This is a genomic window from Mesorhizobium sp. M0029, assembly GCF_040323735.1.
In the GTDB taxonomy this organism is placed as follows: Bacteria; Pseudomonadota; Alphaproteobacteria; order Rhizobiales; family Rhizobiaceae; genus Mesorhizobium.
Map to the genome: position 1 here is coordinate 101049 of NZ_JAMYVF010000008.1, position 25347 is coordinate 126395.

Consider the following 25347-nt stretch of genomic DNA (forward strand, 5'->3'; position numbering starts at 1 on the left):
AAGGGGACCGGGGCCATGTGGATCTCGAAGATTGAGCTTACTTGTTTTAAGTCTTACCAGCACCAGGAGTTCATTTTCCCTGAGCCTGCCAACGGTAAGAATGTTGTCCTCATCGGCGGGATGAACGGCTATGGAAAAACGTCGGTGCTGGAGGCCCTTTATCTCTGCCTCTATGGCAAGGACGCTATGGCGCATCTGGCCCGCGCCGGATTGAAGACGGATGACGTCCGAGGCTACCCGACTTTTCTAGAGAAGGCGTTCAATGGCGAGGCTCTTCGAGACGGGCGCGACACGATGCTGGTTCGCGTCACCGTCAACCGGAGCAAAGCGAAAGCCATTGAAATCACCCGAAAGTGGTATTTTCGGAGCAATGGCAGTTGGACCGACGAAGAGGCCACGGTACGCACGATAACACGCAATGTGCCCGACATGCCGCGGTCTGACGGCAAGAACGGCTTCAATCTTGCAGACACGCTGGACGACTTTTTCGTGCCCGCCCACATTGCTCCCTTCTTTTTCTTTGATGGCGAAGAAGTAAAGAAGCTCGCAGATCAAAGCCGCATCGAGCAGGTAAAGCAGGGGCTCGAAGGCTTATTAGGCGTCGTGCTTTTACGCTCTCTCGCGGACCGGCTGCGGCAGTTCGAGAACTCGCGGCGTCAGGGCGTTGTCACAGTCGATGAAGAACGGCTCGGCCAACTAGAGCGCAGTTTGAGTGAGCATGAAAAGCAAGATCAGGAGCTCAGCCATCATATTGATGCAGCTAGGGAACAGAAGCGGCTTCTCGCCGACGAATTCCAGTCTCTTCTTGAAAGAGTCACGTCGGCAGGCGGGGGTGGGGGTGATACCGCCACGTACAAGGAACTGGTCGAAGAGCGTGAACAGTTTCGTGTGAAGCAGCGCGAGAATATGCGCGCTCAGGAAGAGATACTGTCGGGCCGCCTTCCGTTTCATCTCGCCTCTAAGCCCCTTCTTGAGGCCATGCGCCGACAGCTTGAGGCCGAAGTTCGATTCTTCAAATGGGAAGGGGAGAAGCAGGCGCTTGAGCCACGAAAAAATGAATTCCGTGCAGCGTTGGAAGCGCAAGCCAGTCCTATTATTCGGCCGCCCTTGTCGGACGAGCAGATGGCTGCATTGAGAGCCCGGCTCGACGCGGCATGGGCCTGCCTGTTTTACCCTCCGCCGGATGATTGCGCGGAAAGGATCATACACTCATATTTGGGATTTCAGGACCGAGCCAAAACCTTGGAGTTTCTGGACTCGATTGCTGTCAGCCAACGCGAGGTTGGGGACCTTTTGTCCGAACATGCGCAGCTCACGCAGCGCATAGACGACCTCGGTCGCAAGATATCCAAGCTCGAAGGGATCGACCGGGACGGCACGCTCGCTGCGCTCACGCAACAACTTAAAGAGGTGCAGCAAAGGGGCGATGCCCTTGACGAGGAAATTCGTTCTGACGAGCGCCGTAAGACCGCGCTCGAAACGCAGATCGTCACGCAACGGGCTGATTACGAACGCGACGAAAAAAGTTGGACGAATCCTCCCCAGCGCGTTCGACTATAGAGAAGTCGGTGCGTATCCGCACCGCGATTGAAGAACTAGTTCCGGCCCTCTTTCCTCTCAAGGTCAAGGAACTCGCGTCATCAATGACGCAGGTGTACCGCCAGCTTGCGCACAAGGATCAAGTATCGAAGATCGCCATCGCCAATGACGGAACCGCACAAATCCTCGGCAAGTCAGGCAAGCCCATCACCTTTGACCGTTCGGCAGGCGAGAACCAGATATTTGCCACGGCACTAATCGCTGGCCTTGCAAAAGTGTCCGGAATCAAGGCGCCACTGGTTGTCGATACGCCGCTGGGCCGTCTCGACAGTCGCCACCGTCACAACATCCTTCAGTTTTGGACAAGCGACGAGAGCAGGCAGGTCATCCTCCTGAGCCAAGATAAGGAAATCGATGTGGAATTTCATCGCCGTATCTCGAAGCATGTGGCCAAGACCTATTTGCTGGAGCACACGGATGTTGGTGACGGTGTCGGTCGAACAAGTGCGCGCGAAGACCGTTATTTCATGGAAGCCGCCGAATGAATGCCCTTACCATTCAGCAAATTATGTCGTCCCGGTTTCGGACCAGCGCTGACGCTGACGGCAAGACTAAGGCTCTTATGGAAGGGCTTGGATTGTCGACTAAGGCCAATGTGGCAAGACTTGCAATAGGGCGCTCTCTCTCCGGAGGGCCGCTCCCTGACGATGGCGTGGACGCAAAGGGGTTGGAGATTCCAGCGACATCACTTTTCACGCAAAGCGACGTTGCGACCTGGGTTGGACTACTGGCTACACACGCGGCTCAGCATGGTGGCGCTCCAATGGATAGCATGGACGCATTCAGGGGAGCAGTTCGCGGGCACTGGCATCGCGGCGCAGCCTTGCTCATGAACGATTGGCGCGATGTAAACGAAGACTATGATGCCTTTATCAGCATGCTGCTAAATCGCCGCGCGGACCTCCCGGAATATCCTTCAGATCCTTTGCGGTCAGGTACGTCGGATGCGCCACTGGCTGCGTCTGAAGACATCTCCAACCAGCTGGTAAAGGCATTGTCTGATATTGGTGTGAGCGCTGAGGTCAGGGGTGTCATCCATGGTCCCCGAGTTTCGCGATACCGCGTCCTCTTGCGTGACGTAAACCAGCTCGATCGTCTTCGTAAGGGACTAGAGAGATTGGCACTGGCGCTGAACTTGCAAAATATGATGCCCACTATTGGACCTTCCGATGAGGCGAGAACGGTTGCGCTTGATGTTCCGCGTCCTCGATCAACGTGGATTAATGCCGGCCGTCGCGAGCTGGAATCCGCCATGAACGGTGTTCCGCGTAGTGCGTCGACACTGGAGGTGTTCCCCGGCCAGGGAGTGACGGGGAACGTGATCCATTTCGATCTCGCTACCGCTCCACATCTGCTTGTCGGCGGTGCAACTGGGCAGGGCAAGAGTGTTTGCATGCACGTGCTGATCGTGTCGCTTATTTATCGCCACACGCCCGACACTCTTCGGCTGTGTCTGATCGACCCCAAGCAGGTTGAGTTTCCTGTCTATAGCGGCAGCAAGCATCTCTGGAACGATGAAGTGACGTCCGGAATCACGGAGGCCCGAAACGCGATCGACGCGCTTGTTCTTGAAATGGACAGCCGCTATGCGCGGATGAAGGCGCTAGGCGTGAACAATGTCCTCGATGCGCGCAAGAAGGCGGGCGGATTTCCGTTCATCGTCGCCTTCATTGATGAGCTGGCCGATTTGATTATCCAGGACCGTACCGTCGAATCGAAAATTGTCCGCCTTGCTCAAGCAGCCCGCGCGGCTGGCATTCATCTGGTACTTGCCACACAGCGTCCGGACGCGAAGACATTCAGCGGATTGATCCGAAGCAACATTCCATCGCGCATTGCTCTAACGGTGCAGAAAAGTTCCGAGTCGCAGATCATCTTGGATGACACGGGCGCCGAAGACCTATTGGGCCGGGGTGACATGCTTATTAAGCGGCCGGGAGAAGACCTTGTCCGTGGACATGGATTCTATCTGTCTCTTTCAGACGTGGAAGCAATGATATGAGCCCATTTATGCCTGCAAAGCCGTCATGGGCTCCCTTTGAAGTTGATGCTCGTGGTCTGAATTGCCCATTGCCTGTGCTCCGGGCGAGGCGAGCAGCTAAGACCCTGGCTGAGGGTACGGAAATGCTTATCCTTTGTACTGACCCCCTTGCCAAGATCGACATACCGCACTTTGCAAAGACCGATCGCCATGACCTTGTTTCCTCGGGTGAAAGGGACGGCGAACTATGGTTCAACATTCGGATTAGCGGAAGGTGACTTGAACGAAGTAACGCCTTCCGCTAGGCGGGCATAGGGCGCTGCCGCCAGACGTGCAAAACTCCTTAAGGTGCAGCCAAAGGTGCATCCTCGGGCATTCCTTCCAAAAAAGCTAAATAGGAACAAACCGTTAGCTTATTTATATGGCGGAGAGGGAGGGATTCGAACCCCCGATGGGCTTGCACCCATGCCGCATTTCGAGTGCGGTGCATTCGACCACTCTGCCACCTCTCCGCGGTCATGGTCGGCCGTTGCCGGCGCGGCGCACTAGATAACGGCTGGGCGGGCAGGTTACAAGGCCAAATCCGCGGGGGAATTCAGCTTCCTGTGCGGGCTCTGTCTGGAGGGCTGCGTTGCGGCCACGTCGGCAGATGGGGCCAACCGGTCCTCGACCGGAGAGATCGGGGGCGGCAAGGAGGCGGCGTGGCCAAGGATTCCGCCCGCTTGCCTTGACTCGTACCGAACCTTCGGTTAGGGGAAGCGCGCAATCGGCGTGGAGGGTTCTTCCACGCCGCTTGTTTTTCGAACCCGCAGACTGACAAAAAGACGGCCGAACCGCGTGACGCGGCTCATCGAGGCCGACCGAACAGCGAAAGGCAAAAAATGTTCGCAGTCATTAAAACGGGCGGTAAGCAGTATCGCGTTGCCGCCAACGATCTCCTGAAGATCGAGAAGCTCGAAGCCAATGTCGGCGATATCGTCGAAATCGGCAGCGTCCTCGCCCATGGCGAAGGCGAAAATGTCACCTTCGGCGCCCCGTTCGTCGATGGCGCTCTGGTCACGGCGGAAGTCGTCGAGCAGGGCAAGAACCGCACCGTCATCGCTTTCAAGAAGCGCCGCCGGCAGAATTCGCGCCGCAAGATCGGCCACCGCCAGCTTCTGACCACCGTGCGGATCGCCGAGATCCTGCTCGGTGGCGCCAAGCCTTCCAAGAAGGCCTCAGCCAAGGTGGAAGCCAATGAAGTCAAGGCTGACGTAGCGCCCGAGGCGAAGGCTGAGGCCGCGCCGAAGGAAGCCAAGGCGAAGAAGGAAGCCAAAGCCGAGGCTGCTCCGAAGGATGAAGCCAAGACGGAGACCGCCGTCGCCGCGCCGCTGTTCAAGGCGCCGAAGGGCGAGCCGGACGATTTGGCCGTGATCAAGGGCATCGGCCCGGTTGCCGCCGGCCAGCTGCACGAGCAGGGCATCACCACCTTCGCCCAGCTTGCCAAGCTGTCGGACAAGGACGTGGCCAAGATCGACGCGCACATGCCCTTCAGCACCGACCAGATCAACGACTGGCGCGAGCAGGCCAAGGAACTGGCGAAGAAGTAAAACGAACCGGCGACAAGGTTGCCGGATCGGACTTGAAACGGAACGCGAACGCGTTCATAAGACCATTCAAGCGCCCCAGGGCGCATCGGAGTTAGTTAGATGGCACACAAGAAAGCTGGCGGCTCGTCGCGCAACGGTCGCGACTCGCATTCCAAGCGTCTGGGCGTGAAGAAGTTCGGCGGCGAAGCCGTCATCCCGGGCAACATCATCATCCGTCAACGCGGCACCACCTGGCATCCCGGCGTCAATGTCGGCATGGGCACGGACCACACCCTTTTTGCGCTCGAGACCGGCGCAGTCACCTTCAACAAAAAAGCCAACGGCCGAACCTACGTATCGGTCAACCCGATTACCAAAGCCGCGGAGTAGCCGGTTCCGCACTATAAAACCGGCGCCCATCTCGGGAACCGGTGTCTGGCCAAACCAGTGAATGGAGCCAGGAAAAGGATCAGGGGAGATGGGTTTTCCATCTCCCCTTTTTTCTTGCCTGGAGGACGTCGAATGGTTGCCGAAGCGGAAGACACCGAAGACGAAAGTTACGCGATAGATTGCCCGGTGCTGGCCACGGAGCGGCTGGTGATGCGCGCTCCCTGCGAAGCCGACATCGCGCAACTGGTCGAGCTTGCCGACAACCGTCATGTCGCCGAGATGCTGGCCCGCATGCCGCACCCCTATGGCGAGGCCGAGGCACGCGCCTTCCTGGCCATGACCCGGTCGCGCCGGGCCGGCATCGCCTACGCCCTGACGCTCGCCGGCACCGACATTTTCGTCGGCTGCGCCGGCCTCAACATGACCGACCGCGGGCTGGAGCTCGGCTACTGGATCGGCGAGCCCTATTGGAAGCGCGGCTATGCGACGGAGGCCGCGCACGCGTTGGTCGACCTCGCCTTCCAACGGACCTCGATCCAGGTGCTGCAGGCTTCGACGCGGGTGATCAATCCGGCCTCGCGCCGCGTCATCCACAAATGCGGCTTCCAGTATGCCGGCCAGGGCATGCTGAACTCGATCGTCGCCGGCCAGGTGCCGGTCGAGCGGTACCGGCTGGACAGAAAGACCTGGATCAGTCTTCGAAACTGGGTGCATTTCTAGGTGTTTTGATATTCAGGTGAGGCCGGCCTGCAAACGCGGGTTTATGCGCTTCAGGTGCACGTACTTAAGTACACTCCGCTCCGGTTCTCGAAACCAGTGTTTTCGGCTCGGCCTGACCTGAATCTCAACACACCTAGGCGCGTGCCTCCAAACGACAGGTTTGGAAACGTTGGTTGTGGATCGGACTCAACTCAGCCCATCTCGACCCAAATCGGGAGATGGTCCGAACCGACCGCTTGCGGGTCGACCCGCAGGCGCTTCAGCGATCCGGCGAGCGAGGCCGAGGTAAAGATGTAGTCGATGCGCTTGTGGCGCCTTGTGTCTTCGGGTCGCGTGGGATCGACCCAGGTGACGACGTCCGGCGTGTTGAGGCGCTGGGCGACGTCGACGGCGAGATCGGCGGTCAAGGGCATGCCGAATTCATGATCCGGGCGGCCGACGAGTTCGACATATTCGGCCGAGCCGGGCAGCATGTTGAAGTCGCCCATGACGATGAAGGCTTCGGGATAGGGCAGGTCCGGCAGGCCGATCTCGGGAATGCCGGAGAGACCGCCGCCCTCGAAGGCATAGTTCAACAGGCGCTGGCGCAGGAACCGGATCTGGCTGGCGCGCTCAACCGGACTGCGATGGTCAAGATGCGTGGAATAGAAGCGGATGAAGCCGAGCGGGGTCTCGACCAGCGCCTCGAGTGCGCCGCGCTGGAAGTTCATCGCCTCCAGGCTACGGCTGCGCGGCAAAAGCAGATTGCGCGACAGATGGATCGGTGTCTTCGACAGCACCATGTTGCCGAGCTGGAAAGTGGTGGTGATGGCGCGGCCGGCCTCCAGGCGCGAGCCGACATTGACCTCGAAATTGCTGCCGTAGGCGGCAAAATATTCGGGCAGCGCCTCGCCGATCTCGGCCACCATGTCGCGGTTGCCGTTCCTCGGATTGTTGCGGGTCACTTCCTGCAGCGCGATCACGTCGGCGCCGCGAACCGCCTCGGTGATGCGGCCGAGATCGTAGCGGCCATCCAGACCGATACCGTACTGGATGTTGTAGCTTACAACCTTCATTCCCGCGCCCCTCAAGCTCCGTCCGCGAACACTGCTACCGCGTCCCCGACAAAAGGGCATCCGGCGCTTTAGTCGCAAAACGGCCTCGCCCTTGGCCGCGCCTTGGTTTAGAGCAAGGCGCAAGATCTATAGCAAAGCCGCAAGGCCAACAGAAACTGCGTAGTCCAATGAAATTTCTCGATCAAGCCAAGGTTTATATCCGCTCGGGCGACGGTGGCGCCGGCTCTGTGTCGTTCCGGCGCGAAAAATTCATCGAATTCGGCGGCCCGGATGGCGGCGACGGCGGCCGCGGCGGCGATGTCTGGCTGGAAGCGGTCAACGGCCTCAACACGCTGATCGACTATCGCTATCAGCAGCATTTCAAGGCCAAGACCGGCGTCCACGGCATGGGCCGCAACATGACCGGCGCCAAGGGCGCCGATGTGACGCTCAAGGTGCCGGCCGGAACCCAGGTGTTTGCCGAGGACAATGAGACGCTGATCTGCGACCTGACCGTGGTCGGCCAGCGCTTCCTGCTGGCCAAGGGCGGCAATGGCGGTTTCGGCAACCAGCATTTCAAAACCTCGACCAACCAGGCGCCTCGCCGCGCCAATCCGGGCCAGCCCGGCGAAGAGATGAATGTCTGGCTGCGGCTGAAGCTGATTGCCGACGCCGGCCTGGTCGGGCTGCCCAATGCCGGCAAGTCGACTTTTCTGGCAACCGTCACCGCGGCCAAGCCAAAGATCGCCGACTACCCCTTCACCACGCTGCATCCAGGTCTCGGCGTTGCCCGGATCGATGCGCGCGAATTCGTCATCGCCGACATTCCGGGCCTCATCGAGGGCGCGCATGAGGGTGTCGGCATCGGCGACCGGTTCCTCGGCCATGTCGAGCGCACGCGTGTGCTTTTGCATCTGGTTTCGGCGCACGAGGAAAATCCGGGCAAAGCCTATAAGACCGTGCGCGCCGAGCTCGACGCCTATGGCAATGGGCTGATCGAGAAGGTCGAAATCGTCGCGCTCAGCCAGGTGGATATCCTTGACGCCGATGAGCGCAAGAAGAAGGTTGCGTCGCTCAAACGCGCTGCCGGCCGCGCGCCGATGCTGCTGTCGGCGGCCACCGGCGAGGGCGTCGAAGCGGTGCTGCGCGCGCTGATGGCGGTTGTCGGCGAAGCGCGCGACAGGGCTGCCGCTCCCGTCGAGACCCGCTGGGACCGATAGCGATGACGGCGCAGTCGCTGACAAAATACCGGCGCATCACGGTCAAGATCGGTTCGGCCTTGCTGGTCGACCGCACCAGCGGCCTGAAGCGCGACTGGCTGGCTTCGCTTGCCGAGGATATTGCAGTGCTGGCCAATGGCGGCGCCGAGATCCTGGTCGTGTCCTCCGGCGCCATTGCGCTCGGCCGGACCATTCTCGGTCTCGGCAAACGGGCATTGAAGCTGGAAGAAAGCCAGGCGGCTGCGGCCGTCGGCCAGATCGCGCTGGCCGGCGCGTGGTCGGATGCGCTGGGCAAGGGCTCGCTGAAATCGGGCCAGATCCTGCTGACGCTCGGCGACACCGAGGAGCGCCGTCGCTATCTGAATGCCCGCGCGACGATCTCGACGCTGCTCAAGATGAAGGCGGTGCCGGTCATCAATGAGAACGACACGGTGGCGACCTCCGAAATCCGCTATGGCGACAATGACCGGCTGGCGGCCCGGGTGGCGACCATGATGGGCGCCGACCTGCTGGTGCTTCTCTCCGACATTGACGGGCTCTATACGGCGCCGCCGGCGCGCGATCCCGCTGCGAAATTCATTCCGGTGGTCGACCGCATTACACCCGATATCGAAGCAATGGCGGGGGCGGCCGCTTCCGAACTGTCGCGCGGCGGCATGCGCACCAAGCTCGATGCCGGCAAGATCGCCACCGCCGCCGGCACCGCCATGATCATCACCTCGGGCACCAGGCTGTCGCCACTGATGGCGATCGAGCGTGGCGAGCGCGCCACCTTCTTCAGGCCGAGCGCCAATCCGGTGAAAGGCTACAAGACCTGGATCGCCGGCCAGCTCGAACCGGCCGGGCGGCTCACCGTCGACGCCGGCGCCATCGGTGCGCTGCTGTCCGGCAAATCGCTGCTGCCGGCGGGCGTCAGGCTGGTCAGCGGCAATTTCTCACGCGGTGACACGGTGGCGATCCTGTCGCCCGAAGGGCGCGAGATCGCGCGCGGGCTGGTTGCCTATGATGCCGCCGATGCCGTAAGGATCGCAGGCCTGAAGACCGCCGAGATCGAAACCGTGCTCGGCTACGAGGCGCGCTCTGCGATGATCCACCGCGACGATCTGGTGGTGAGCGATCCGGGTGACCAGATACGGGCTGCCGGCCAGGTATGGGCCGGGGGCGAGGTAAGCGGAGGATGAGACATGCTGAAGTTGCATGAACAATCCGGGGATGACACCGTCGCGCTGATGGCTGATATCGGCCGCCGCGCCCGCGCGGCCGCCCGACCGTTGGCGATTGCGACCGCCGCCGCCAAGGATGCCGCACTTCTCGCCATGGCCGACGCGATCATCGCGCGCCAGCAGCAGATTCTCGATGCCAACGCCATCGATGTCTCTAACGGACACGAATCGGGCTTGTCCGGCTCCTTCATGGACCGGTTGAAGCTCGATCCGGCGCGCACCCGTGCCATGGCGGATGGCATCCGTGAAATCGCCGGGCTCAGGGACCCGGTCGGCGATGTGATTGCCGCCTGGGATCGCCCCAACGGCCTGCAGATCGAGCGCGTGCGCACGCCGCTCGGCGTTGTCGGCGTCATTTATGAAAGCCGGCCGAATGTGACGGCGGATGCCGGCGCACTCTGCCTCAAGGCCGGCAATCCGGTGATCCTGCGCGGCGGCTCGGACTCGCTCAATTCATCCGCCGCCATCCATGCCTGCCTGGTCGAGGGGTTGAAGGCCGCCGGCCTGCCCGAAGACGCCATCCAGCTGGTGCCGACCACTGACCGCGCCGCCGTCGGTGAGATGCTGAAAGGGCTTTCCGGCAATCTCGACGTCATCATTCCGCGGGGCGGCAAGAGCCTGGTCGGGCGCGTCCAGAGCGAGGCGCGGGTGCCGGTCTTTGCCCATCTTGAAGGCATCTGCCATCTCTACATCGACCGCTCGGCCGATCTTGACATGGCGGTCAGGATCGCCGTCAACGCCAAGATGCGGCGCACCGGTGTCTGTGGCGCTGCAGAGACTTTGCTGGTCGACCGCGCGGTGGCCTCCACGCATCTGGTGCCGATCCTCGACGCGCTACGCGCAGCCGGCTGCGAGATCCATGCCGATCAGGAAGTGATGAAGCTGTTCTTCGACGCCAAGCCGGCGACCGATGCCGACTGGGTGACCGAATATCTCGACGCCATCATCGCGGTAAAGCTGGTAGACGGGATTGCCGGTGCCATCGACCATATCGAGACGTTCTCCTCACATCACACCGAGGCGATCATCGCCGAGGATGCAGAGGCTGTGCAGCGCTTCTTCAACGAGATCGACTCGGCGATTCTCCTGCACAATGCCTCCACCCAGTTCGCCGATGGCGGCGAGTTCGGCATGGGCGCCGAGATCGGCATCGCCACCGGCAAGATGCATGCGCGCGGACCGGTTGGCGTCGAACAGCTGACCTCGTTCAAATACCGCGTGCGCGGGTCGGGACAGGTGAGGCCTTGAATCATTCGCGTCAGGGCTTGAGGCATTGAGCCCAGACACCCCCCTCTGTCCTGCCGGACATCTCCCCCGCAAGGGGGGAGATCAGCTTTTTCTTCCGCTTTCGCCAATCACTAACGTTGCAAGAAAAGTGCCTTTGCCGAAGCTGCTGATCTCCCCCCTTGCGGGGGAGATGCCCGGTAGGGCAGAGGGGGGTGCCTAGCACCATGCTGTCGTCCCTTCAGCCCGCCATCCCCTCGCACTACCTCCGCATGCCGCATGCCGAGAAAGGCCTCGCCGTCGGCCTGTTCGGCGGATCGTTCAACCCGCCGCATGCCGGCCATGCGCTGGTGGCGGAAATTGCCTTGCGGCGCCTCGCGCTCGACCAATTGTGGTGGATAGTGACGCCAGGCAATCCGCTGAAGAGCACGAGGGAATTGGCGCCGCTGAGCGACCGGCTGCTGCAGTCGGAGCAGATTGCCAAGAACCCGAAGATCAAGGTCACCGCCTTCGAGGCGGCGCATCATATCCGCTTCACCGCCGACGCGCTGGCGTTGGTCAAGGCACGCAATCCCGGCGTCGATTTCGTCTGGATCATGGGCGCCGACTCGCTTCGCGATTTCCACCGCTGGCAGCGCTGGCGCCAGATCGTCATGACCTTCCCGATCGCCGTCATCGACCGCCCGGGCGCGACGCTGTCCTTCCTGTCCTCGGTCGTGGCCAAAACCTTCGACTATGCCCGCGTCGACGAGGGTGACGCGCCCCGGCTCGCCCGCATGAAGGCGCCGGCCTGGACTTTTATTCACGGCCCGCGTTCGTCGCTGTCATCGAGTGCTATTCGCCAGCAAGCCAAGGGGTAACTCCGTAAGACCAGATCGCCGATGTCGCTTTTACGGCGGCCTTTCGCGATTGGCTGGGCGATGCTGCGCTGGATATGGCCACTTCAGTGAACCAGACCGACATCGACCCCAATCATGGCGCCCCGCCGGCGCCCGTGATCGCCATTGCCAGCGTAATCGTGTCGATGGCGCTGATCGCGGTCGGCAACGGGTTGATGTTCGCCTATATCCCGGTCCGGCTTGGCGTCGAGCGCTTCGATCCGACCTGGGCCGGGCTGATCATCACCGGCCTGTCTGCCGGCGGACTTGCCGGCTGTATCCTGACCGGGCCGCTGGTGCGCCGCGTCGGGCACGCCCGCGCCTTCATGGTGCTGTCGGCGCTGATAGCGCTGTCGAATGCTGCCATTGGCGCCGGCACCTACCCGCTGCTGTGGATCGCGGCGCGCGCGCTTTACGGTTTTGCAATATGCGGCCTGTTCATCGTCGCCCAGAGCTGGCTCAACGATGCCGTCGCAAACGCCATTCGCGGCCGGGTGATGGCGGTGTTTTACGTCGCCTATGTCGCCGGACTTGGCGTCGGCTATGCCCTGCTGGCGGCGGTCGACATCGCGACGGCGCAGGCGCCGCTGATCGGCATTGCCTTCACCGCGGTGTCGATCCTGCCGGTCGGCATGACGCGGTTGGCTCAACCGCCGCCACCTCGCGCAGCCTCCGTGGCGCTTGGCCGCGCCTGGCGGATCTCGCCGGTCGGCGTGGCCGGCATGCTGGCCGTCGGCGGCCTGTCGATGGCGATCGCCGGGTTCGCACCGATCCATGCCACGGCCAAGGGCTACAGCCAGGCCGATGTGGCGCTGCTTTTGTCGGCCATGCCCGTCGGCACGCTGATCCTGCAGATCCCGCTCGGCTGGATTTCGGATCGTACCGATCGCCGTTACGTGCTGGCCGGCGCTGCGGCACTGGCCATCGTTGCCGGTATTCTGGCTATCGGCTTTGACGGTGGCGCTCTGGCGGTGCTGGTGGTGATCTATGTGATCTGGGACGGCGCTTCGGAATCGATCTATTCGCTGGCCAGCGCACACGCCGCCGATCGCGCCGGCAAGGACGACATGGTGGCGCTGTCGAGTTCGCTGCTGTTTTCCTGGTCGCTGTCGGGTTTCATCGTGCCAGGTATCGTGACGGCCCTGTCGGCCGTCTATGGAACGCAGGCCTTCATCTATGTGGCGATCATCATCGCCACCGTGTTCTGCCTGTTCGTGCTGTGGCGAGTGGCGACGACGCAGGCCGTTCCCGCCACGGCGACCGGCAGTTTCGCGCCGATGTCGGCGCAGGCGCCATTGCCGGTGGAGCTCGCCTACGCCCCGGAAGATCAGCGCTGAACGGTTTCACAGCTCCTACTGCCTGGTGGCGGCAGTTTCCTGTCGGGCCTCCGGCGGAGGTGCGGGAACCGAAATGGCTTCGGCGTCGAAGGCCTGCTTGACGCGTTTGGTGAGATCGATCTGGGTGGCGAAGAAATCCGCCGCCGTGGTCCAATAGCGCAAGGTGATGGCGACGCTGGCATCGCCCACGGTGGCAACGAAGGCGATCGGCGCCGGCTCTCGCTTGACGCGGCGCTCGCTGCCGGCAACGCCCAGCATGGTTTTCTGCGCCAAGTCGATGTCGTTCCAGGAGCCGATGCTCAGCGTGATATCGCCGCGGCGCACGCCGTTGCGGGTAAAATTGCGCACCGGCTGGTTCCATAGCGTCGAATTGGGCGCCAGCACATAGACGCCGTCTGTCGTGCGGAGCTTGGTGGCGAACAGGCCGATTTCCTCGACGGTGCCGGAAATGGCGCCGACCTCGACATATTCGCCGATGCGGAATGGCCTGAGCGCCAGAAGCATGATGCCTGCGGCGATGTTCTGCAGCGTGCCTTGCAGCGCCAGGCCGATTGCCAGCCCGATGGCGCCGATGGCGGCGATGATCGAGGCCGTCTGAACGCCGAACTGGCCGAGCACCATGATGACCACCAGGATCAGGATGGCGTAGCGCACGATCTTCGAGAAGAAATGGCGCAGCGTCGCGTCGAAACCATGGATATGGCCGAGGCCGGCTGAGATCGATCGTTCTGCGAGCCCGGCGACGAGATAGCCGACGACCAGCAGGATGATGGCGCCGATGGCGGAGAAGGAATAGGAAACGATCAGTGTGCTGAGTTGCGCAAGGCCAGCCTGCACGGTGAGCAGCGTGTTCTGGGGGTCGATTGGCATCAGGAAAATCCGTTTGGGGGGTGTGTCGATAACCCCTGCCGCGGCCATGGGTTCCGATTTTTCTCAAGGCTCCGGAACCGGAAGTCTTGCACTGCGTTCGCGGTGGCAGGGCCTCCCGTCTTGAAACTGCAAGGGAACTCTGCCTATCTATAGGGTGTCACCTGATTTCGTGGGTGATTTGGTTGTTCTTGCTGCGAAAGGAAATACACTGAGAACAGCATTGCGGAAGAAGGCTGACATCATGCCTTCGCCGGCCAGGATCAGCGTAGATGACGCCGTGTCCCGTGCCATCAAGACAGTCCTTGCCAGTCTGGAAGACTCCAAGGCCGAAAATATTGTCTCAATCGACATTCAGCGGAAATCGAGCCTCGGCGACTATATGGTCATCGCGTCGGGCCGGTCGCACCGTCATGTCTCGGCTGTCGCCGACCACCTCCTCAAGGCGCTCAAGGATGCCGGTCTCGGCACGGCGCGCGTCGAGGGGCTGTCCGGCGCCGACTGGGTCCTGATCGATTCAGGCGACATCATCGTCCATGTCTTCCGCCCAGAAGTCCGCGAGTTCTACAATCTTGAAAAGATGTGGCAGGCGCCGGACCTCGAGGAAGAGACCTTGCACTGAGCTTCGTCTCATGTCGTAACCATCCTGGGTGCGACATGGATTGAAAGCTCGCCGAGGCAGGGATGAAGATAGCAGTTCATGCCGTGGGCCGGATGAAGGCCGGCCCCGAGAGAGAGCTCGCCGACCGCTATTTCGAGCGTTTCGCCAAGAGCGGCCCGGCGATCGGGTTCGAATTCTCTGGTGTCGCCGAGATCGCCGAGGGACGAGCACAGAACGCTAATGAGCGCCGCCGCGAGGAAGGCCAGAAGCTGCAGGCACAGCTGCAGCCGGGCACGGCGCTGTTCCTGCTCGACGAACGCGGCAAAAACCTGTCCTCAGACGATTTCGCCAGCCGTATCGGCCAGCTGCGCGATGGCGGACGCAAGGCGTTGGTCATCGCCATTGGCGGCGCCGACGGGCACGACCAGTCGGTTCGCGATCAGGCTGAGCTGATGGTCTCGTTCGGCGCGGCGACCTGGCCGCACCAACTGGTGCGTGTCATGCTGGGCGAGCAGCTCTATCGGGCGGCAACGATTCTTTCGGGACATCCCTACCACCGTTCGTAAATCAGTGGGTCGAGGGTCAATCGTCCGGATTTCCGCCCCAATGCGCGGCTGTTTTGTGCTAGGCTTCGGTTCGATCATGGTTGATGGTTCGTTAACGAAGCCACGCATAGAGTCGGGCTTCAATGGCTGACAACGGGAAATCACGAACGGGCTTCCGGCACGCGCGCTGCGGCATCGCTGCGGCGGTGGTTTTGCTGTCGCTCGGGCTTGCACGGGCCGAAAATACGCTGGACGTGGCGCCCGACCCCGATCTGAGCCGTGCCGAATATGAGAAGGTGTCGGCCGAGATCACGCTGTCGTCCGAACGGCTGGCCAAGCTCGCCGCCGACATTGCTTCGGTCAAGAAGGACCATGCCTCGATCACCGCGGCGCTTATCCAGTCGGCTATGACCGAGCAGAAGCTCGGCCAGGACATCGAGGATATCGGCGCCAGGCTCGAAGGACTGAAGGGCGAGGAACAGAAGATCCGTGTCTCGCTGGCGGCGCGGCGCGACGTGCTGGCCGAGGTGCTGGGGGCGCTGCAGCGCATGGGGCTCAATCCGCCGCCGGCGATCCTGGTCAAGCCGGAAGACGCGCTGTCGTCGGTGCGCAGCGCCATCCTGCTCGGCGCAGTGGTGCCGGAACTGCGCCAGCAGACCGACAAATTGCTGGCCGACCTCAGGGAACAGACCCGGGTGACGGCCTCGATCGAGGCCGAGCGGACGCGGCTGACGGCGGCGGTCGGCGAGCAGACGGCGGAAAAGAAACGCCTCTCCATGCTGCTCGAAGCCAAGCAGAAGCTCGAGGCGGACACCTGGACGGCGATGGCCGCTGAAAAGCAGCGGTCCCAGGCGCTTGCGGCCAAGGCCGGCAGCCTGAAAGAGCTGATCGCTTCGCTTGAAGCCGACAAGAGCCGCAAGGCGGCGGATGCCGTCAAGGCAGGCGAACAGAAAGCGGCCGACAGCGATAAGCCGGACGCCGATAACGCCGATGCAGGCACAACCGCGTCGACGGAGCTGGCTTCGCTGCCCGTGCCGGAAGGCAACCGCCTCACCGCCGCCGCGCCGTTTTCGGCACTTCAGGGACAAGTCTCGCTGCCGGTCACCGGCAAGATCAAGCTGCGTTTCGGGGCCGATGACGGTAACGGCGCGGTGATGCTTGGCGACATGGTTGCGACACAATCGGGAGCCATCGTCACGGCACCGGCGGACGGAAATGTGCTTTATGCGGGGCCTTTTCGCTCCTATGGTCAACTCTTGATCCTCAATGCGGGAGACGGCTATCATGTCGTCCTGGCGGGGATGAGCAGAATCAGCGTCGCGTCTGGCCAGTCGGTGCTCGCAGGAGAGCCGGTCGGCGCGATGGGAGAGGCCCGGGTGGCAAGCACCTCGGCCTCGAAGAATGGAAATGCCACGCCGGAACTCTATGTCGAGTTCCGCAAGGATGGAAAACCCGTCGATCCGACCCCATGGTGGGCGGACCGCTTCTCTGGAAGGACGTGAAATGATGCGGAAACTGTCGCTTCTTATTGCCGGTGCGCTGATGGGCGCGTCAGCGATGAGCCTGGTCTATGGCGCGCCCGGCTCGACGGCGAACGCTGCAGGCTCCGAGACCTACAAGCAACTGGCGATCTTCGGCGACATCTTCGAGCGCGTGCGGGCGCAGTATGTGACGCCGCCGGACGACAAGTCGCTGGTCGAAAACGCCATCAACGGCATGCTCACCTCGCTCGATCCGCACTCCTCCTACATGAATGCCGAGCAGGCGCAGGACATGCGCGTGCAGACCAAGGGTGAGTTCGGCGGCCTCGGCATCGAGGTCACCATGGAGAACGACCTGGTCAAGGTGATCACGCCGATCGACGACACCCCGGCTGCCAAGGCAGGCGTGCTGGCCGGCGACTATATCGCCAAGATCGACGGCCAAGAGGTTCGCGGCCTGACGCTCAACGATGCGGTCGAAAAGATGCGCGGCCTGGTCAACACGCCGATCAAGCTGACCATCCTGCGCCAAGGCGCCGACAAGCCGATCGAGTTGACGGTGGTGCGCGACATCATCAAGGTCAAGGCGGTCAAGTTCCGGGTCGAGAACGACATCGGCTACATGAAGATCACCTCCTTCACCGAAAAGACCTATGACGACCTCGAGAACGCCATCGACACCATCAAGAAGCAGGTGCCGAACGACAAGCTCAAGGGCTATGTGCTCGATCTCAGGCTCAACCCGGGCGGCCTGCTCGACCAGGCGGTGAGCGTGTCCGACGCCTTCCTCGACCGTGGCGAGATCGTCTCGACCCGCGGCCGCGACCCGAAGGACGTCACCCGCTTCGACGCCAAGGCAGGCGACGACATCGGCGCCAAGCCGCTGATCGTGCTCGTCAATGGCGGTTCGGCCAGCGCCTCCGAGATCGTCGCCGGCGCGCTGCAGGACCTGCGCCGCGCCACAGTGGTCGGCACGCAGTCCTTCGGCAAGGGCTCGGTGCAGACCATCATCCCGCTTGGCGAGAACGGCGCGCTGCGCCTGACGACGGCGCTCTATTACACGCCGTCCGGCAAGTCGATCCAGGGCAAGGGCATCACGCCCGACATCAAGGTCGACCAGCCGCTGCCGCCCGAACTGCAGGGCAGGGACCTGACGCGCGGTGAATCTGACCTCAAGGGCCACATCAAGGGCGCCGACGAGAGCGATACCGGTTCGGGCTCGGCTGCCTATGTGCCGCCGGATCCAAAGGACGATCTGCAGCTGATCTATGCCGAACAGCTGCTGCGCGGCCAGAAGACCGACCCGGCATTCCCGCCGAATCCGGAGAAGGCAGTGCTTAACCAATAAAATCGACTGGTAGCTCTGGCTGCCCAATCGAAGCGATGCAATGCTGCCGGGACCGTGAGGTTCCGGCAGTTTGATTCGGGGGCAGCTGGGCGCTGCGCCTCAAAAGGCGCAGGGGACGCGCCGTCAGTTTTGGATCTGCGCATGGCGAAAAGATTTCGCTGATCACGCGCCCGGGGATGCGGCTTGGCTGACGTCGGCAAGGACATCGAACGCCCGCTCGGACAGACCGTCCGACCGCGTGCTGCGTCGCGCGGGATCAGCGCTGGCGCCGTCGCGGCGACGCTGGTCGTGCTGGCCGCGGTCGGCATCTCCGGCGCGATCGCGCTGCGCGAGAAGCCGTTCCGCAAAACGGAAGCAATCGCGGTCTCGACGCCGAAGGTGACGGCGGCGGCCGAGCCCGCGGCCGCAGCGCCCACTGCTCAAGCGACGGCGGCAGCGCCGAAGGCGGAAACGCCCAAGGCCAGCGGTCCGCAGATCATCCATGTGCAGTCCCAGGAGGGTGATGGCCCGCCCAATGCAGCCATCGTCATCCACGACCCGTCGACGATCGGCCAGAACCTGAAGATCGCGCATATCCCCGACAGGGCGCTGATCGAGGCCAGCGACACCGGCCCGTTGCCGGTTCGCGCCGCTGACGGCCGGCGGCCGTTCGATGTCTATGCGCGGCCGTGGTCGGGTTCGCGTGGCGCTCGCGTGGCAATCGTCATCGGCGGGCTTGCCGTGTCGCAGACCGGCACGCAGGCCGCGATCGCCAAGCTGCCGGCCGAAGTGACGCTGGCTTTTGCGCCGCAAGGCAACAGCATCGGCCGCTGGATGCAGGCGGCACGGCAGAGCGGGCATGAGGTCGTCATGCAGGTGCCGCTCGAACCGTTCGACTATCCCAACGTCAATCCCGGCCGCAACACGCTGACGGTGGCGGCAAGCCCGGACGACAATTTGAAGAATCTGCGCTGGGCGCTGTCGCGGACCACCAACTATACCGGCGTCATGAACTATATGGGGGCGCGCTTTTCGGCCGACGCAACGGCGATGGGGCCGTTCATGGCCGAACTCGGCAAGCGCGGCCTTGCCTATGTCGATGACGGCTCGTCCGCGCGGAGCCTGGCGTCCGATCTCGCCTTGAAGGACGGTGTGCCGTTCGTCGCCGGCGATACGGCAATCGACGCCGTGCAGGACCGCGGCGCCATACTGAAAAAGCTCGACGCGCTGGAAGCGACCGCGCGTGCCAAAGGCTCCGCCGTCGGCATCGGCTCGGCCTTCGACCTCACCGTCGATACCGTGGCGTCCTGGGTGGTCGAAGCAAAAAAGCGCGGCATCGAGATCGTGCCGATCTCGGCGGTGGCCATCGACCCGGAAAAAGGCTGACCATGACGAAGAAACCTGTCGACCCCGAGACGCTGCCATACCGCCCCTGTGTCGGGCTGATGATCCTCAATGGCGACGGGCTGGTCTGGGTCGGGCACCGCATCGCCGAGCCGGACAGCGAATTCGCCGGCACCACGCAGCTCTGGCAGATGCCGCAAGGCGGCATCGACGAGGGCGAGGAGCCGCTGCAGGCGGCCGGGCGCGAACTCTATGAAGAGACCGGCATGCGCTCGGTCACGCTGCTGGCCGAGGCGCCGCACTGGATCAATTACGACCTGCCGCCCGATCTGGTCGGCATCGCCCTCAAGGGCCGCTATCGCGGCCAGACGCAGAAGTGGTTCGCCTACCGCTTTCACGGCGAGACCAGAGAGATCCAGATCAATCCGCCGCCGGGCGGCCACACCGCCGAATTCGATGAATGGGCATGGCGGCCGATGCAGGACCTGCCCGATCTGATCGTGCCGTTCAAACGGAAGGTCTATGAGGATGTGGTGGCGGCGTTCCGTCATCTTGCCTAGCTGGATGTGACGGTTCGCACGGCACCTGATTCGTGCTTTATTGATCGGGACACCCGCAGCCACGAGACCCATATGAACGACGCCGGGCAATGGCCTCTTAGCGCAGCGTCTGGGCTGCCCCTCACCTGCCTGCCGGCTTTCGTCACTCGAAAAGCCAAGCAGTTGGCTTTTCGTCCGCTTTACGCGGACCGCTCCTCAACTCCCCGTATAGGGCCGGGGAGAAATATCCGGCAGGACAATGAGGGGCAGCGCCGACTTCAGCGGGTCTGCAATGCATAAAGCCAAAGATACGATCAGCGAAGCGGCGGCCGGCGCCATTCTCACCATCGATCTCGGCGCGGTCAGGGAGAATTACCGGCGGCTCAAGGCAAAGCTCGGCGGCGTACGCTGCGCCGGCGTCGTCAAGGCCGACGGCTACGGGCTTGGCGCGCGGCAAGTGGCGGCGGCACTGGTTGCCGAATGCTGCGACAGCTTCTTTGTCGCGCATCTCGCCGAGGGTGTCGCGCTGCGCGACGCACTCGGACCGAAGCTGGAAATCCATGTGCTGAACGGCCTGCCGTCGGGCTCGGAACCTGAAGCGGTGGCCGCCGACCTTGTTCCCGTCATCAACAGCACCGGGCAACTGAAGGCGTGGAGCGAGGCAGGCCAAAAGGCCGGCCGCAAGCTCAAGGCCGCCATCCAGGTCGACAGCGGCATGTCGCGGCTGGGCATGGCGCCGGCAGAGGTCGAGGCGCTTACGGCCGATGCTTTCGCCGGCGTCGATGTCGTGCTCGTCATGAGCCATCTGGCCCGCGCCGACGAGCCGGGCAATGCGGCCAATGACGCGCAACTCAGGGAGTTCGAACGGCTGCGCAAAATGCTGCCCAAGGCGCCGGCGTCGCTCGACAATTCCTCCGGCATCTTTCTTGGGCCGCGCTATCAGTACGACCTCGCGCGTCCGGGCGCTGCGCTCTACGGCATCAATCCGACGCCTGATGAGGCGAACCCGATGCTGCCGGTGGTGCGGCTCGAGGCAAAGATCATCCAGACACGCGGCATCGATAAGGGCGCGGGCGTCGGCTACGGACATGCGTTTCTGGCCAGCGGTCCCTTGCGCGCGGCCACGATCTCGCTCGGCTATGCCGATGGCTGGCACCGGCGCGCGGCTTCGGCTGCCTGGCTCGACGGCGTGCGACTGCCCTTTGTCGGGCGGGTGTCGATGGATTCGATCATCCTCGACATCTCGGCCCTGCCGGCCGGCCGGCTGCGCGAGGGCGACCTTGTCGAACTCCTGGGCCCCTCGCAGAGCGTCGATGACGCCGCCGGTCATGCCGGCACGATCGGTTATGAAATCCTGACCAGTCTCGGCCCCCGCTTCCACCGCCGCTATATCAACGAATAGAGCCGCGACACGCCGCCCCTTGGCGGACGCCGCAGAATCCGGCAGACAGGAGGCGGCGGCCCTCTGACGGAAGTCGTCGTGGAGAGTGATGCGATGAAGATCTTCGTGTTGGGCGGCGGCGTTATCGGGGTCACCACTGCCTATTATCTCGCTGAGGCCGGCCACGAGGTGACGGTGTTCGACCGCCAGAAAGGGCCGGCGCTGGAAACCAGCTTCGCCAATGCCGGCGAGATCTCGCCGGGCTATGCCTCGCCCTGGGCCGGTCCCGGCATCCCGCTGAAGGCAATCAAGTGGCTGTTGATGAAGCACGGCCCGCTGGTGGTGCGGCCGGCCTTCGATCCGTATATGTGGACATGGCTCATCAAGATGCTGCGCAACTGCACGGCGGATCGCTATGCCATCAACAAGGCGCGCATGGTGCCGCTCGCCGAATACAGCCGCGACACGCTGAAGGCATTGCGCCAGGCGACCGGCATCGCCTATGACGAGCGGACCAAGGGCACGCTGCAGCTGTTTCGCACGCAAAAGCAGCTCGACGGCACCGGCGGCGATGTCGAGGTGCTGAAGAAATATGGCGTTCCCTACGAGTTGCTCGATCCCGAAGGCTGCATTGGGGCCGAACCTGCGCTGGCTGGCGTGCGGGAAAAGTTTGTCGGCGGGCTGAGATTGCCCGGCGACGAAACTGGCGACTGCAAGATGTTCACCGATCGGCTGGCCGAGCTCTGCGTGGCGCGCGGCGTCACGTTCGAGTACGGCACGCAGATCCGGCGCTTCTCCAAGAACCGCAATCGCATCGTCAGCGTCGGCACCGACCAGCGCTCGCGCGCGGCCGACGCTTATGTGCTGGCGCTGGGCAGCTATTCGGCGCGCTTCATGCGCCTGCTCAGGCGCCCGATCCCGGTCTATCCGGTCAAGGGCTATTCGATCACCGTTCCGATCAAGGACGCGGTCGCCGCCCCGGTGTCGACGGTAATGGACGAAACCTACAAGGTGGCGATCACCAGGCTCGGCGACCGCATCCGCGTCGGCGGCACGGCGGAGATTTCCGGCTTCGACCTCAGGCTGCATGAATCGCGCCGGCGCACCCTCGAACATTCGGTCGGCGATCTGTTCCCGGATGGCGGCGACCTCAAGGCGGCGTCCTTCTGGTGCGGGCTGCGGCCGATGACGCCGGACGGGCCGCCGCTGGTCGGCCGCACCGAGTTCTCCAACCTCTATCTCAACACCGGGCACGGCACGCTTGGCTGGACCATGGCCTGCGGCTCGGCCAAGGTGCTGTCCGACATCATCTCCAGCAAGGTGCCTGATATCGATGTGCGGGAGCTGGGGCCGGAGCGGTATTTGAGGTAGGGGTGCTTTTTAAAGCTGGCGGGCCAGCACCCCCTCTGTCCTACCGGACAGAGGGGGTGTAAAGGATCGCTACAGAACGGCATTCCTTCAGCCTCGCCAGCCCTTCAAAACGCCTCCTTCACCCAACCCTTCGAGAACAGCCATCGGTAGGCCCATGGTATCGTCACCTCGGTCGATACCTGGTTCGAATGGGCGACATAGTCGTCATAGACCGGCTGCATCCTGGCGTAGAAGGCAGGGTCGAGCACCGTCATGCCGTTCTCCAGATCGTGGAAGAAACTGCGGTTGTTGAGATTGACCGACGAGATCGTCACCAGCCTTTCGTCGATCATCATGATCTTGGAGTGCAGCACGACATCGGGCGCCTTGAATTCGCGGATGTTGATGCGATTCCCATATTTCTCGACGAACAGCTTGTTGAGCGCGGTCAGCAGCTTGCCGCCAATATCGCCCTTGAGGTCGATGCGGCCGACAATGTCGATCCTGACGCCGCGCGCCAGCGCCCGCTCGATGGCCAGGCTGAGCTTCGGCGTCAGATTAAGGTAGGGATTGACGATCTCGATATGGTGCCGGGCAGTGTCGATCAGCTCGACGAAATAGGTCTCGAGCGCATGGTTGTCCTCGTAGGGCACGGAAATGAAATGGCGCACCGTGCCCGGCGGGCGCCGGCTGTCGGAGCGCACCGGAATGGAGAAGGGTCTTGCGATGTTGGTGTCGGCGTCGCGCAGCCACAATGTCGAGAGATGCGCGGCCAGCGTCTCGACCGTGGCCGGGTCGGCAAACTCGATGTCGAAATCGCTCCAGTTCGAATAGTAGTTGAGCGAGAGGCCGTCGGTCTTGCCGTATTGCTCTAGGTTCGGATAGCGCGACAGGTCGATCGGCTTGTGGAAGAGGAAGCCGTCATGAATGTTGCGGCCGCCGATGATGACGCGCGAGCGGGCGGGATCCTCGGCAAGTGTCGCCAGCATCTTGACGTGATGGGTCTTGTGCAGCTGTGACAGTTGCTCGTCGACCGGCGCGCCGTGGTCGGCCCGCCAACGATATTCCTGCAACTCGACATTGGGATAATCGGCCGCCAGCCGGTGCAGCAGGGCATCGTCCTTGTCGCGCTCCAGCACGTCTGTGACCATGATGCGCACTTTGGTGCCGAGGGCTGCGTGATGGCGGATCAGCCGCTCGATGACGCGGCCGGAAAAATCGGCCTTGAACTCCAGCGACGACAGATAGACCAGCTTGAGTTTCGGCGCGCGCGAGAAATCGAGCGGCAGTTCGGGGTCGGCCTTGTCGAAGGCGCTGTCGGGTAAAGGCGCGCCGAGCAGCGCTTCGACCTTGGCGTTGAAGCCGTCGCGCGACTTGCGCAACAGGCGCGGTAACCCGAGCGGCAGCGAACAGGTCTGCGACAGCCAGCGGCCGGCATAGAAGATGCGGGCGAGTTCATCCAGGCCGGATGGACCGGGCACTGGACAACGCTCGTAGCGGCTGTCGAGCGCGGCTATCGCCGGATAGGCAACCTCTTCGCGCAGGATGGTGAGCGGGGCGCCTGTCGGCGCCAGGCTGGAGCTGAGCTTGAGACTGCAGCGGTTCAGGCCATCGCTGGGGAACAGGCTGGCGGTTTGCCCGGCCGACAGGCGGAGGCGGAAGGCGGCACCGCTCGCCACGCTGCGCGAGCCACCGCCGGCGCGAATCGCCAGCGCGCCGTCGCAGGCGCCCGATATGTCGACTGGCTGCTGGCCCGACTGGTGCAGCACGACCTCGACCGAGCGCGCCTGCAGGCCGGAAAAGCTGAACGTCTTTGGCGCGGAGGGCCGCGCGGCGGCGTCGACATAGAGCGTCTGCCGCGACACGCGCCAACGACCGTCGAAATGGCCTTCGCCGGGCTTGCCCTCTGCCGGCATCTGTTCGGCGGTGACCGGTTTCGCCAGCCGTTCCAGCGTCCGGTAGGTGGCCTGGAAATCGCGGTTGGCGATGGCGTGGCGGTCATGGCCGAACGGACCGGTGCCGTTCGCCCTGTCGATGGCGCCGATCTGGTTGTGGGCGAGCAGCGCCAGAAACTGCCTTTCATAGTCGCGGGCGCCGGCATCGCCGAAAAACGCTGCTGCTGCAGTCTGCGGTCCCGGCGTGTCGGCCGATAGCGACGGCCGGCCGCAATCCTTCGCATCGGGAAAGAAATCGCAGCTGTGCCGGATCGGGGCGGCGCAACCGGCAAGGGCCGCCAGCCCCAGCCCGGCCAAGGCCAGGCAGATGGCGCGGTTCATCCGGTCGCACCGTTCATCGTCTTCAGTTCAGCCGGATCGCGCGGCGGCAGGAAGCCTTGCGGAAACACCTTGCAGACGGGAAGCGCGAAAGTGGCGATCAAAAGCTCGGCCTCGCCGCGCATCTTTTTCGGCGCTGTCTTGTCATCACGGATCGCCTTTGCCGAGGCGACGAGCGCGCCGTCGCAGTCGCAATGATTATGGCGCGCGATGTAGCAGGCGTCATGGATTTGGCAGGCGCTGTCGAGGCGATTGACAGGGCGAGCCGAGAGGTCGCCGGTGCGGGTGCCGGGACCGCAATAATTGCCGAAGACGAAAGGCGACGGGCGGGCCATTGCGATACGGACCGGCTTGGGCAGTTCGGCTTCCGGAACTTCGGTCCATGGATTGGCGCAGGCGGAAAGCGCGACAAGCGGCAAGATGGCGAGCACCGCTCGCATTTTGATCCGCACCAGCTTTGCAAAA

General features: G+C 63.0%; 24 protein-coding genes and 1 tRNA gene. 20 read left to right on the forward strand and 5 right to left on the reverse strand.

Going from position 1 to position 25347, the window contains the following annotated elements:
* Nucleotides 1-15: 15 nt before the first annotated feature.
* Genes NKJ76_RS15595 through NKJ76_RS15610 form a run of 4 tightly spaced genes read left to right on the forward strand, consistent with a single transcriptional unit; the run spans nt 16 to nt 3858 of the window.
* Nucleotides 16-1560 (forward strand): AAA family ATPase, encoded by a 1545-nt coding sequence (locus NKJ76_RS15595; RefSeq protein ID WP_352537824.1) that lies wholly within the window; start codon nt 16-18, stop codon nt 1558-1560.
* Between the two features lie 8 nt (nt 1561-1568).
* Nucleotides 1569-2084 carry a hypothetical protein gene (locus tag NKJ76_RS15600; protein WP_352537825.1) on the forward strand — a complete coding sequence of 172 codons (516 nt, stop codon included), beginning with the start codon at nt 1569-1571 and terminating at the stop codon, nt 2082-2084.
* Complete coding sequence (locus NKJ76_RS15605) at nt 2081-3601, forward strand: DNA translocase FtsK (protein WP_352537826.1); 1521 nt, start codon at nt 2081-2083, stop codon at nt 3599-3601. Before NKJ76_RS15600 ends, NKJ76_RS15605 begins: the two co-directional genes overlap by 4 nt.
* 8 nt (nt 3602-3609) lie before the next feature.
* Nucleotides 3610-3858, forward strand: coding sequence for a sulfurtransferase TusA family protein (locus tag NKJ76_RS15610; protein WP_352537883.1), 249 nt, complete (start codon nt 3610-3612; stop codon nt 3856-3858).
* Between the two features lie 144 nt (nt 3859-4002).
* Here NKJ76_RS15610 and NKJ76_RS15615 read toward each other — a convergent pair.
* Nucleotides 4003-4092, reverse strand: a tRNA-Ser gene (locus tag NKJ76_RS15615).
* Nucleotides 4093-4461: 369 nt separating this feature from the next.
* Between NKJ76_RS15615 and NKJ76_RS15620 the strand changes: the two genes are divergently transcribed.
* From NKJ76_RS15620 to NKJ76_RS15630, 3 genes are all read left to right on the forward strand, one after another.
* Nucleotides 4462-5169 (forward strand): 50S ribosomal protein L21, encoded by a 708-nt coding sequence (locus NKJ76_RS15620; RefSeq protein ID WP_023688900.1) that lies wholly within the window; start codon nt 4462-4464, stop codon nt 5167-5169.
* Nucleotides 5170-5268: 99 nt separating this feature from the next.
* Entirely contained in the window at nt 5269-5538 is a 270-nt protein-coding gene (gene rpmA / locus NKJ76_RS15625) for a 50S ribosomal protein L27 (RefSeq protein ID WP_015315190.1), read from the forward strand.
* 132 nt (nt 5539-5670) lie between these two features.
* Nucleotides 5671-6258: a GNAT family N-acetyltransferase gene (locus tag NKJ76_RS15630; protein ID WP_023688901.1), complete on the forward strand. Its 588-nt coding sequence runs from the start codon at nt 5671-5673 to the stop codon at nt 6256-6258.
* Between the two features lie 191 nt (nt 6259-6449).
* On the opposite strand, the gene NKJ76_RS15635 is transcribed toward NKJ76_RS15630, so the two are convergent.
* Nucleotides 6450-7313 carry an endonuclease/exonuclease/phosphatase family protein gene (locus NKJ76_RS15635; RefSeq protein WP_352537827.1) on the reverse strand — a complete coding sequence of 288 codons (864 nt, stop codon included), beginning with the start codon at nt 7311-7313 and terminating at the stop codon, nt 6450-6452.
* Nucleotides 7314-7480: 167 nt separating this feature from the next.
* Between NKJ76_RS15635 and obgE the strand changes: the two genes are divergently transcribed.
* The 5 genes from obgE to NKJ76_RS15660 all read left to right on the forward strand — a co-directional run bounded on the left by obgE (nt 7481) and on the right by NKJ76_RS15660 (nt 13174).
* A complete protein-coding gene (obgE, locus tag NKJ76_RS15640) occupies nt 7481-8512 on the forward strand; it encodes a GTPase ObgE (RefSeq protein ID WP_023737906.1) in 1032 nt (343 codons plus the stop codon).
* A 2-nt stretch (nt 8513-8514) separates the two neighbouring features.
* Nucleotides 8515-9693: a glutamate 5-kinase gene (gene proB / locus NKJ76_RS15645; protein ID WP_023712014.1), complete on the forward strand. Its 1179-nt coding sequence runs from the start codon at nt 8515-8517 to the stop codon at nt 9691-9693.
* A gap of 3 nt (nt 9694-9696) precedes the next feature.
* Complete coding sequence (locus NKJ76_RS15650; protein WP_352537828.1) at nt 9697-10983, forward strand: glutamate-5-semialdehyde dehydrogenase; 1287 nt, start codon at nt 9697-9699, stop codon at nt 10981-10983.
* 203 nt (nt 10984-11186) lie between these two features.
* Nucleotides 11187-11819, forward strand: a complete 633-nt coding sequence (locus NKJ76_RS15655) for a nicotinate-nucleotide adenylyltransferase (RefSeq protein WP_352537829.1) — start codon at nt 11187-11189, stop codon at nt 11817-11819.
* Between the two features lie 74 nt (nt 11820-11893).
* A complete protein-coding gene (locus NKJ76_RS15660; protein WP_352537830.1) occupies nt 11894-13174 on the forward strand; it encodes an MFS transporter in 1281 nt (426 codons plus the stop codon).
* A 15-nt stretch (nt 13175-13189) separates the two neighbouring features.
* On the opposite strand, the gene NKJ76_RS15665 is transcribed toward NKJ76_RS15660, so the two are convergent.
* Nucleotides 13190-14044, reverse strand: a complete 855-nt coding sequence (locus NKJ76_RS15665; protein WP_352537831.1) for a mechanosensitive ion channel family protein — start codon at nt 14042-14044, stop codon at nt 13190-13192.
* A 241-nt stretch (nt 14045-14285) separates the two neighbouring features.
* Here NKJ76_RS15665 and rsfS point away from each other — a divergent pair, with 241 nt between their 5' ends.
* The 8 genes from rsfS to NKJ76_RS15705 all read left to right on the forward strand — a co-directional run bounded on the left by rsfS (nt 14286) and on the right by NKJ76_RS15705 (nt 22630).
* A complete protein-coding gene (gene rsfS, locus NKJ76_RS15670; protein WP_023668698.1) occupies nt 14286-14663 on the forward strand; it encodes a ribosome silencing factor in 378 nt (125 codons plus the stop codon).
* Between the two features lie 62 nt (nt 14664-14725).
* Complete coding sequence (gene rlmH / locus NKJ76_RS15675) at nt 14726-15208, forward strand: 23S rRNA (pseudouridine(1915)-N(3))-methyltransferase RlmH (RefSeq protein ID WP_023815253.1); 483 nt, start codon at nt 14726-14728, stop codon at nt 15206-15208.
* Between the two features lie 122 nt (nt 15209-15330).
* Nucleotides 15331-16689, forward strand: coding sequence for a murein hydrolase activator EnvC family protein (locus NKJ76_RS15680; RefSeq protein ID WP_023668700.1), 1359 nt, complete (start codon nt 15331-15333; stop codon nt 16687-16689).
* 1 nt (nt 16690) lies between these two features.
* Nucleotides 16691-18016 (forward strand): S41 family peptidase, encoded by a 1326-nt coding sequence (locus NKJ76_RS15685; protein WP_023668701.1) that lies wholly within the window; start codon nt 16691-16693, stop codon nt 18014-18016.
* A 183-nt stretch (nt 18017-18199) separates the two neighbouring features.
* Nucleotides 18200-19381 (forward strand): divergent polysaccharide deacetylase family protein, encoded by a 1182-nt coding sequence (locus NKJ76_RS15690; protein WP_352537832.1) that lies wholly within the window; start codon nt 18200-18202, stop codon nt 19379-19381.
* Nucleotides 19378-19899 carry an RNA pyrophosphohydrolase gene (locus tag NKJ76_RS15695; protein WP_352537884.1) on the forward strand — a complete coding sequence of 174 codons (522 nt, stop codon included), beginning with the start codon at nt 19378-19380 and terminating at the stop codon, nt 19897-19899. The genes NKJ76_RS15690 and NKJ76_RS15695 overlap by 4 nt, the downstream gene beginning before the upstream one ends.
* A 271-nt stretch (nt 19900-20170) precedes the next feature.
* Complete coding sequence (alr, locus tag NKJ76_RS15700; protein WP_352537833.1) at nt 20171-21280, forward strand: alanine racemase; 1110 nt, start codon at nt 20171-20173, stop codon at nt 21278-21280.
* Nucleotides 21281-21373: 93 nt separating this feature from the next.
* Nucleotides 21374-22630, forward strand: coding sequence for a D-amino acid dehydrogenase (locus tag NKJ76_RS15705; RefSeq protein ID WP_023832618.1), 1257 nt, complete (start codon nt 21374-21376; stop codon nt 22628-22630).
* Between the two features lie 104 nt (nt 22631-22734).
* On the opposite strand, the gene NKJ76_RS15710 is transcribed toward NKJ76_RS15705, so the two are convergent.
* Together NKJ76_RS15710 and NKJ76_RS15715 are read right to left on the reverse strand one after the other, a co-directional pair.
* A complete protein-coding gene (locus NKJ76_RS15710; RefSeq protein WP_352537834.1) occupies nt 22735-24885 on the reverse strand; it encodes a phospholipase D-like domain-containing protein in 2151 nt (716 codons plus the stop codon).
* Nucleotides 24882-25322, reverse strand: a complete 441-nt coding sequence (locus NKJ76_RS15715) for a phospholipase A2 family protein (RefSeq protein ID WP_023684130.1) — start codon at nt 25320-25322, stop codon at nt 24882-24884. The genes NKJ76_RS15710 and NKJ76_RS15715 overlap by 4 nt, the downstream gene beginning before the upstream one ends.
* Between the last annotated feature and the right edge of the window lie 25 nt (nt 25323-25347).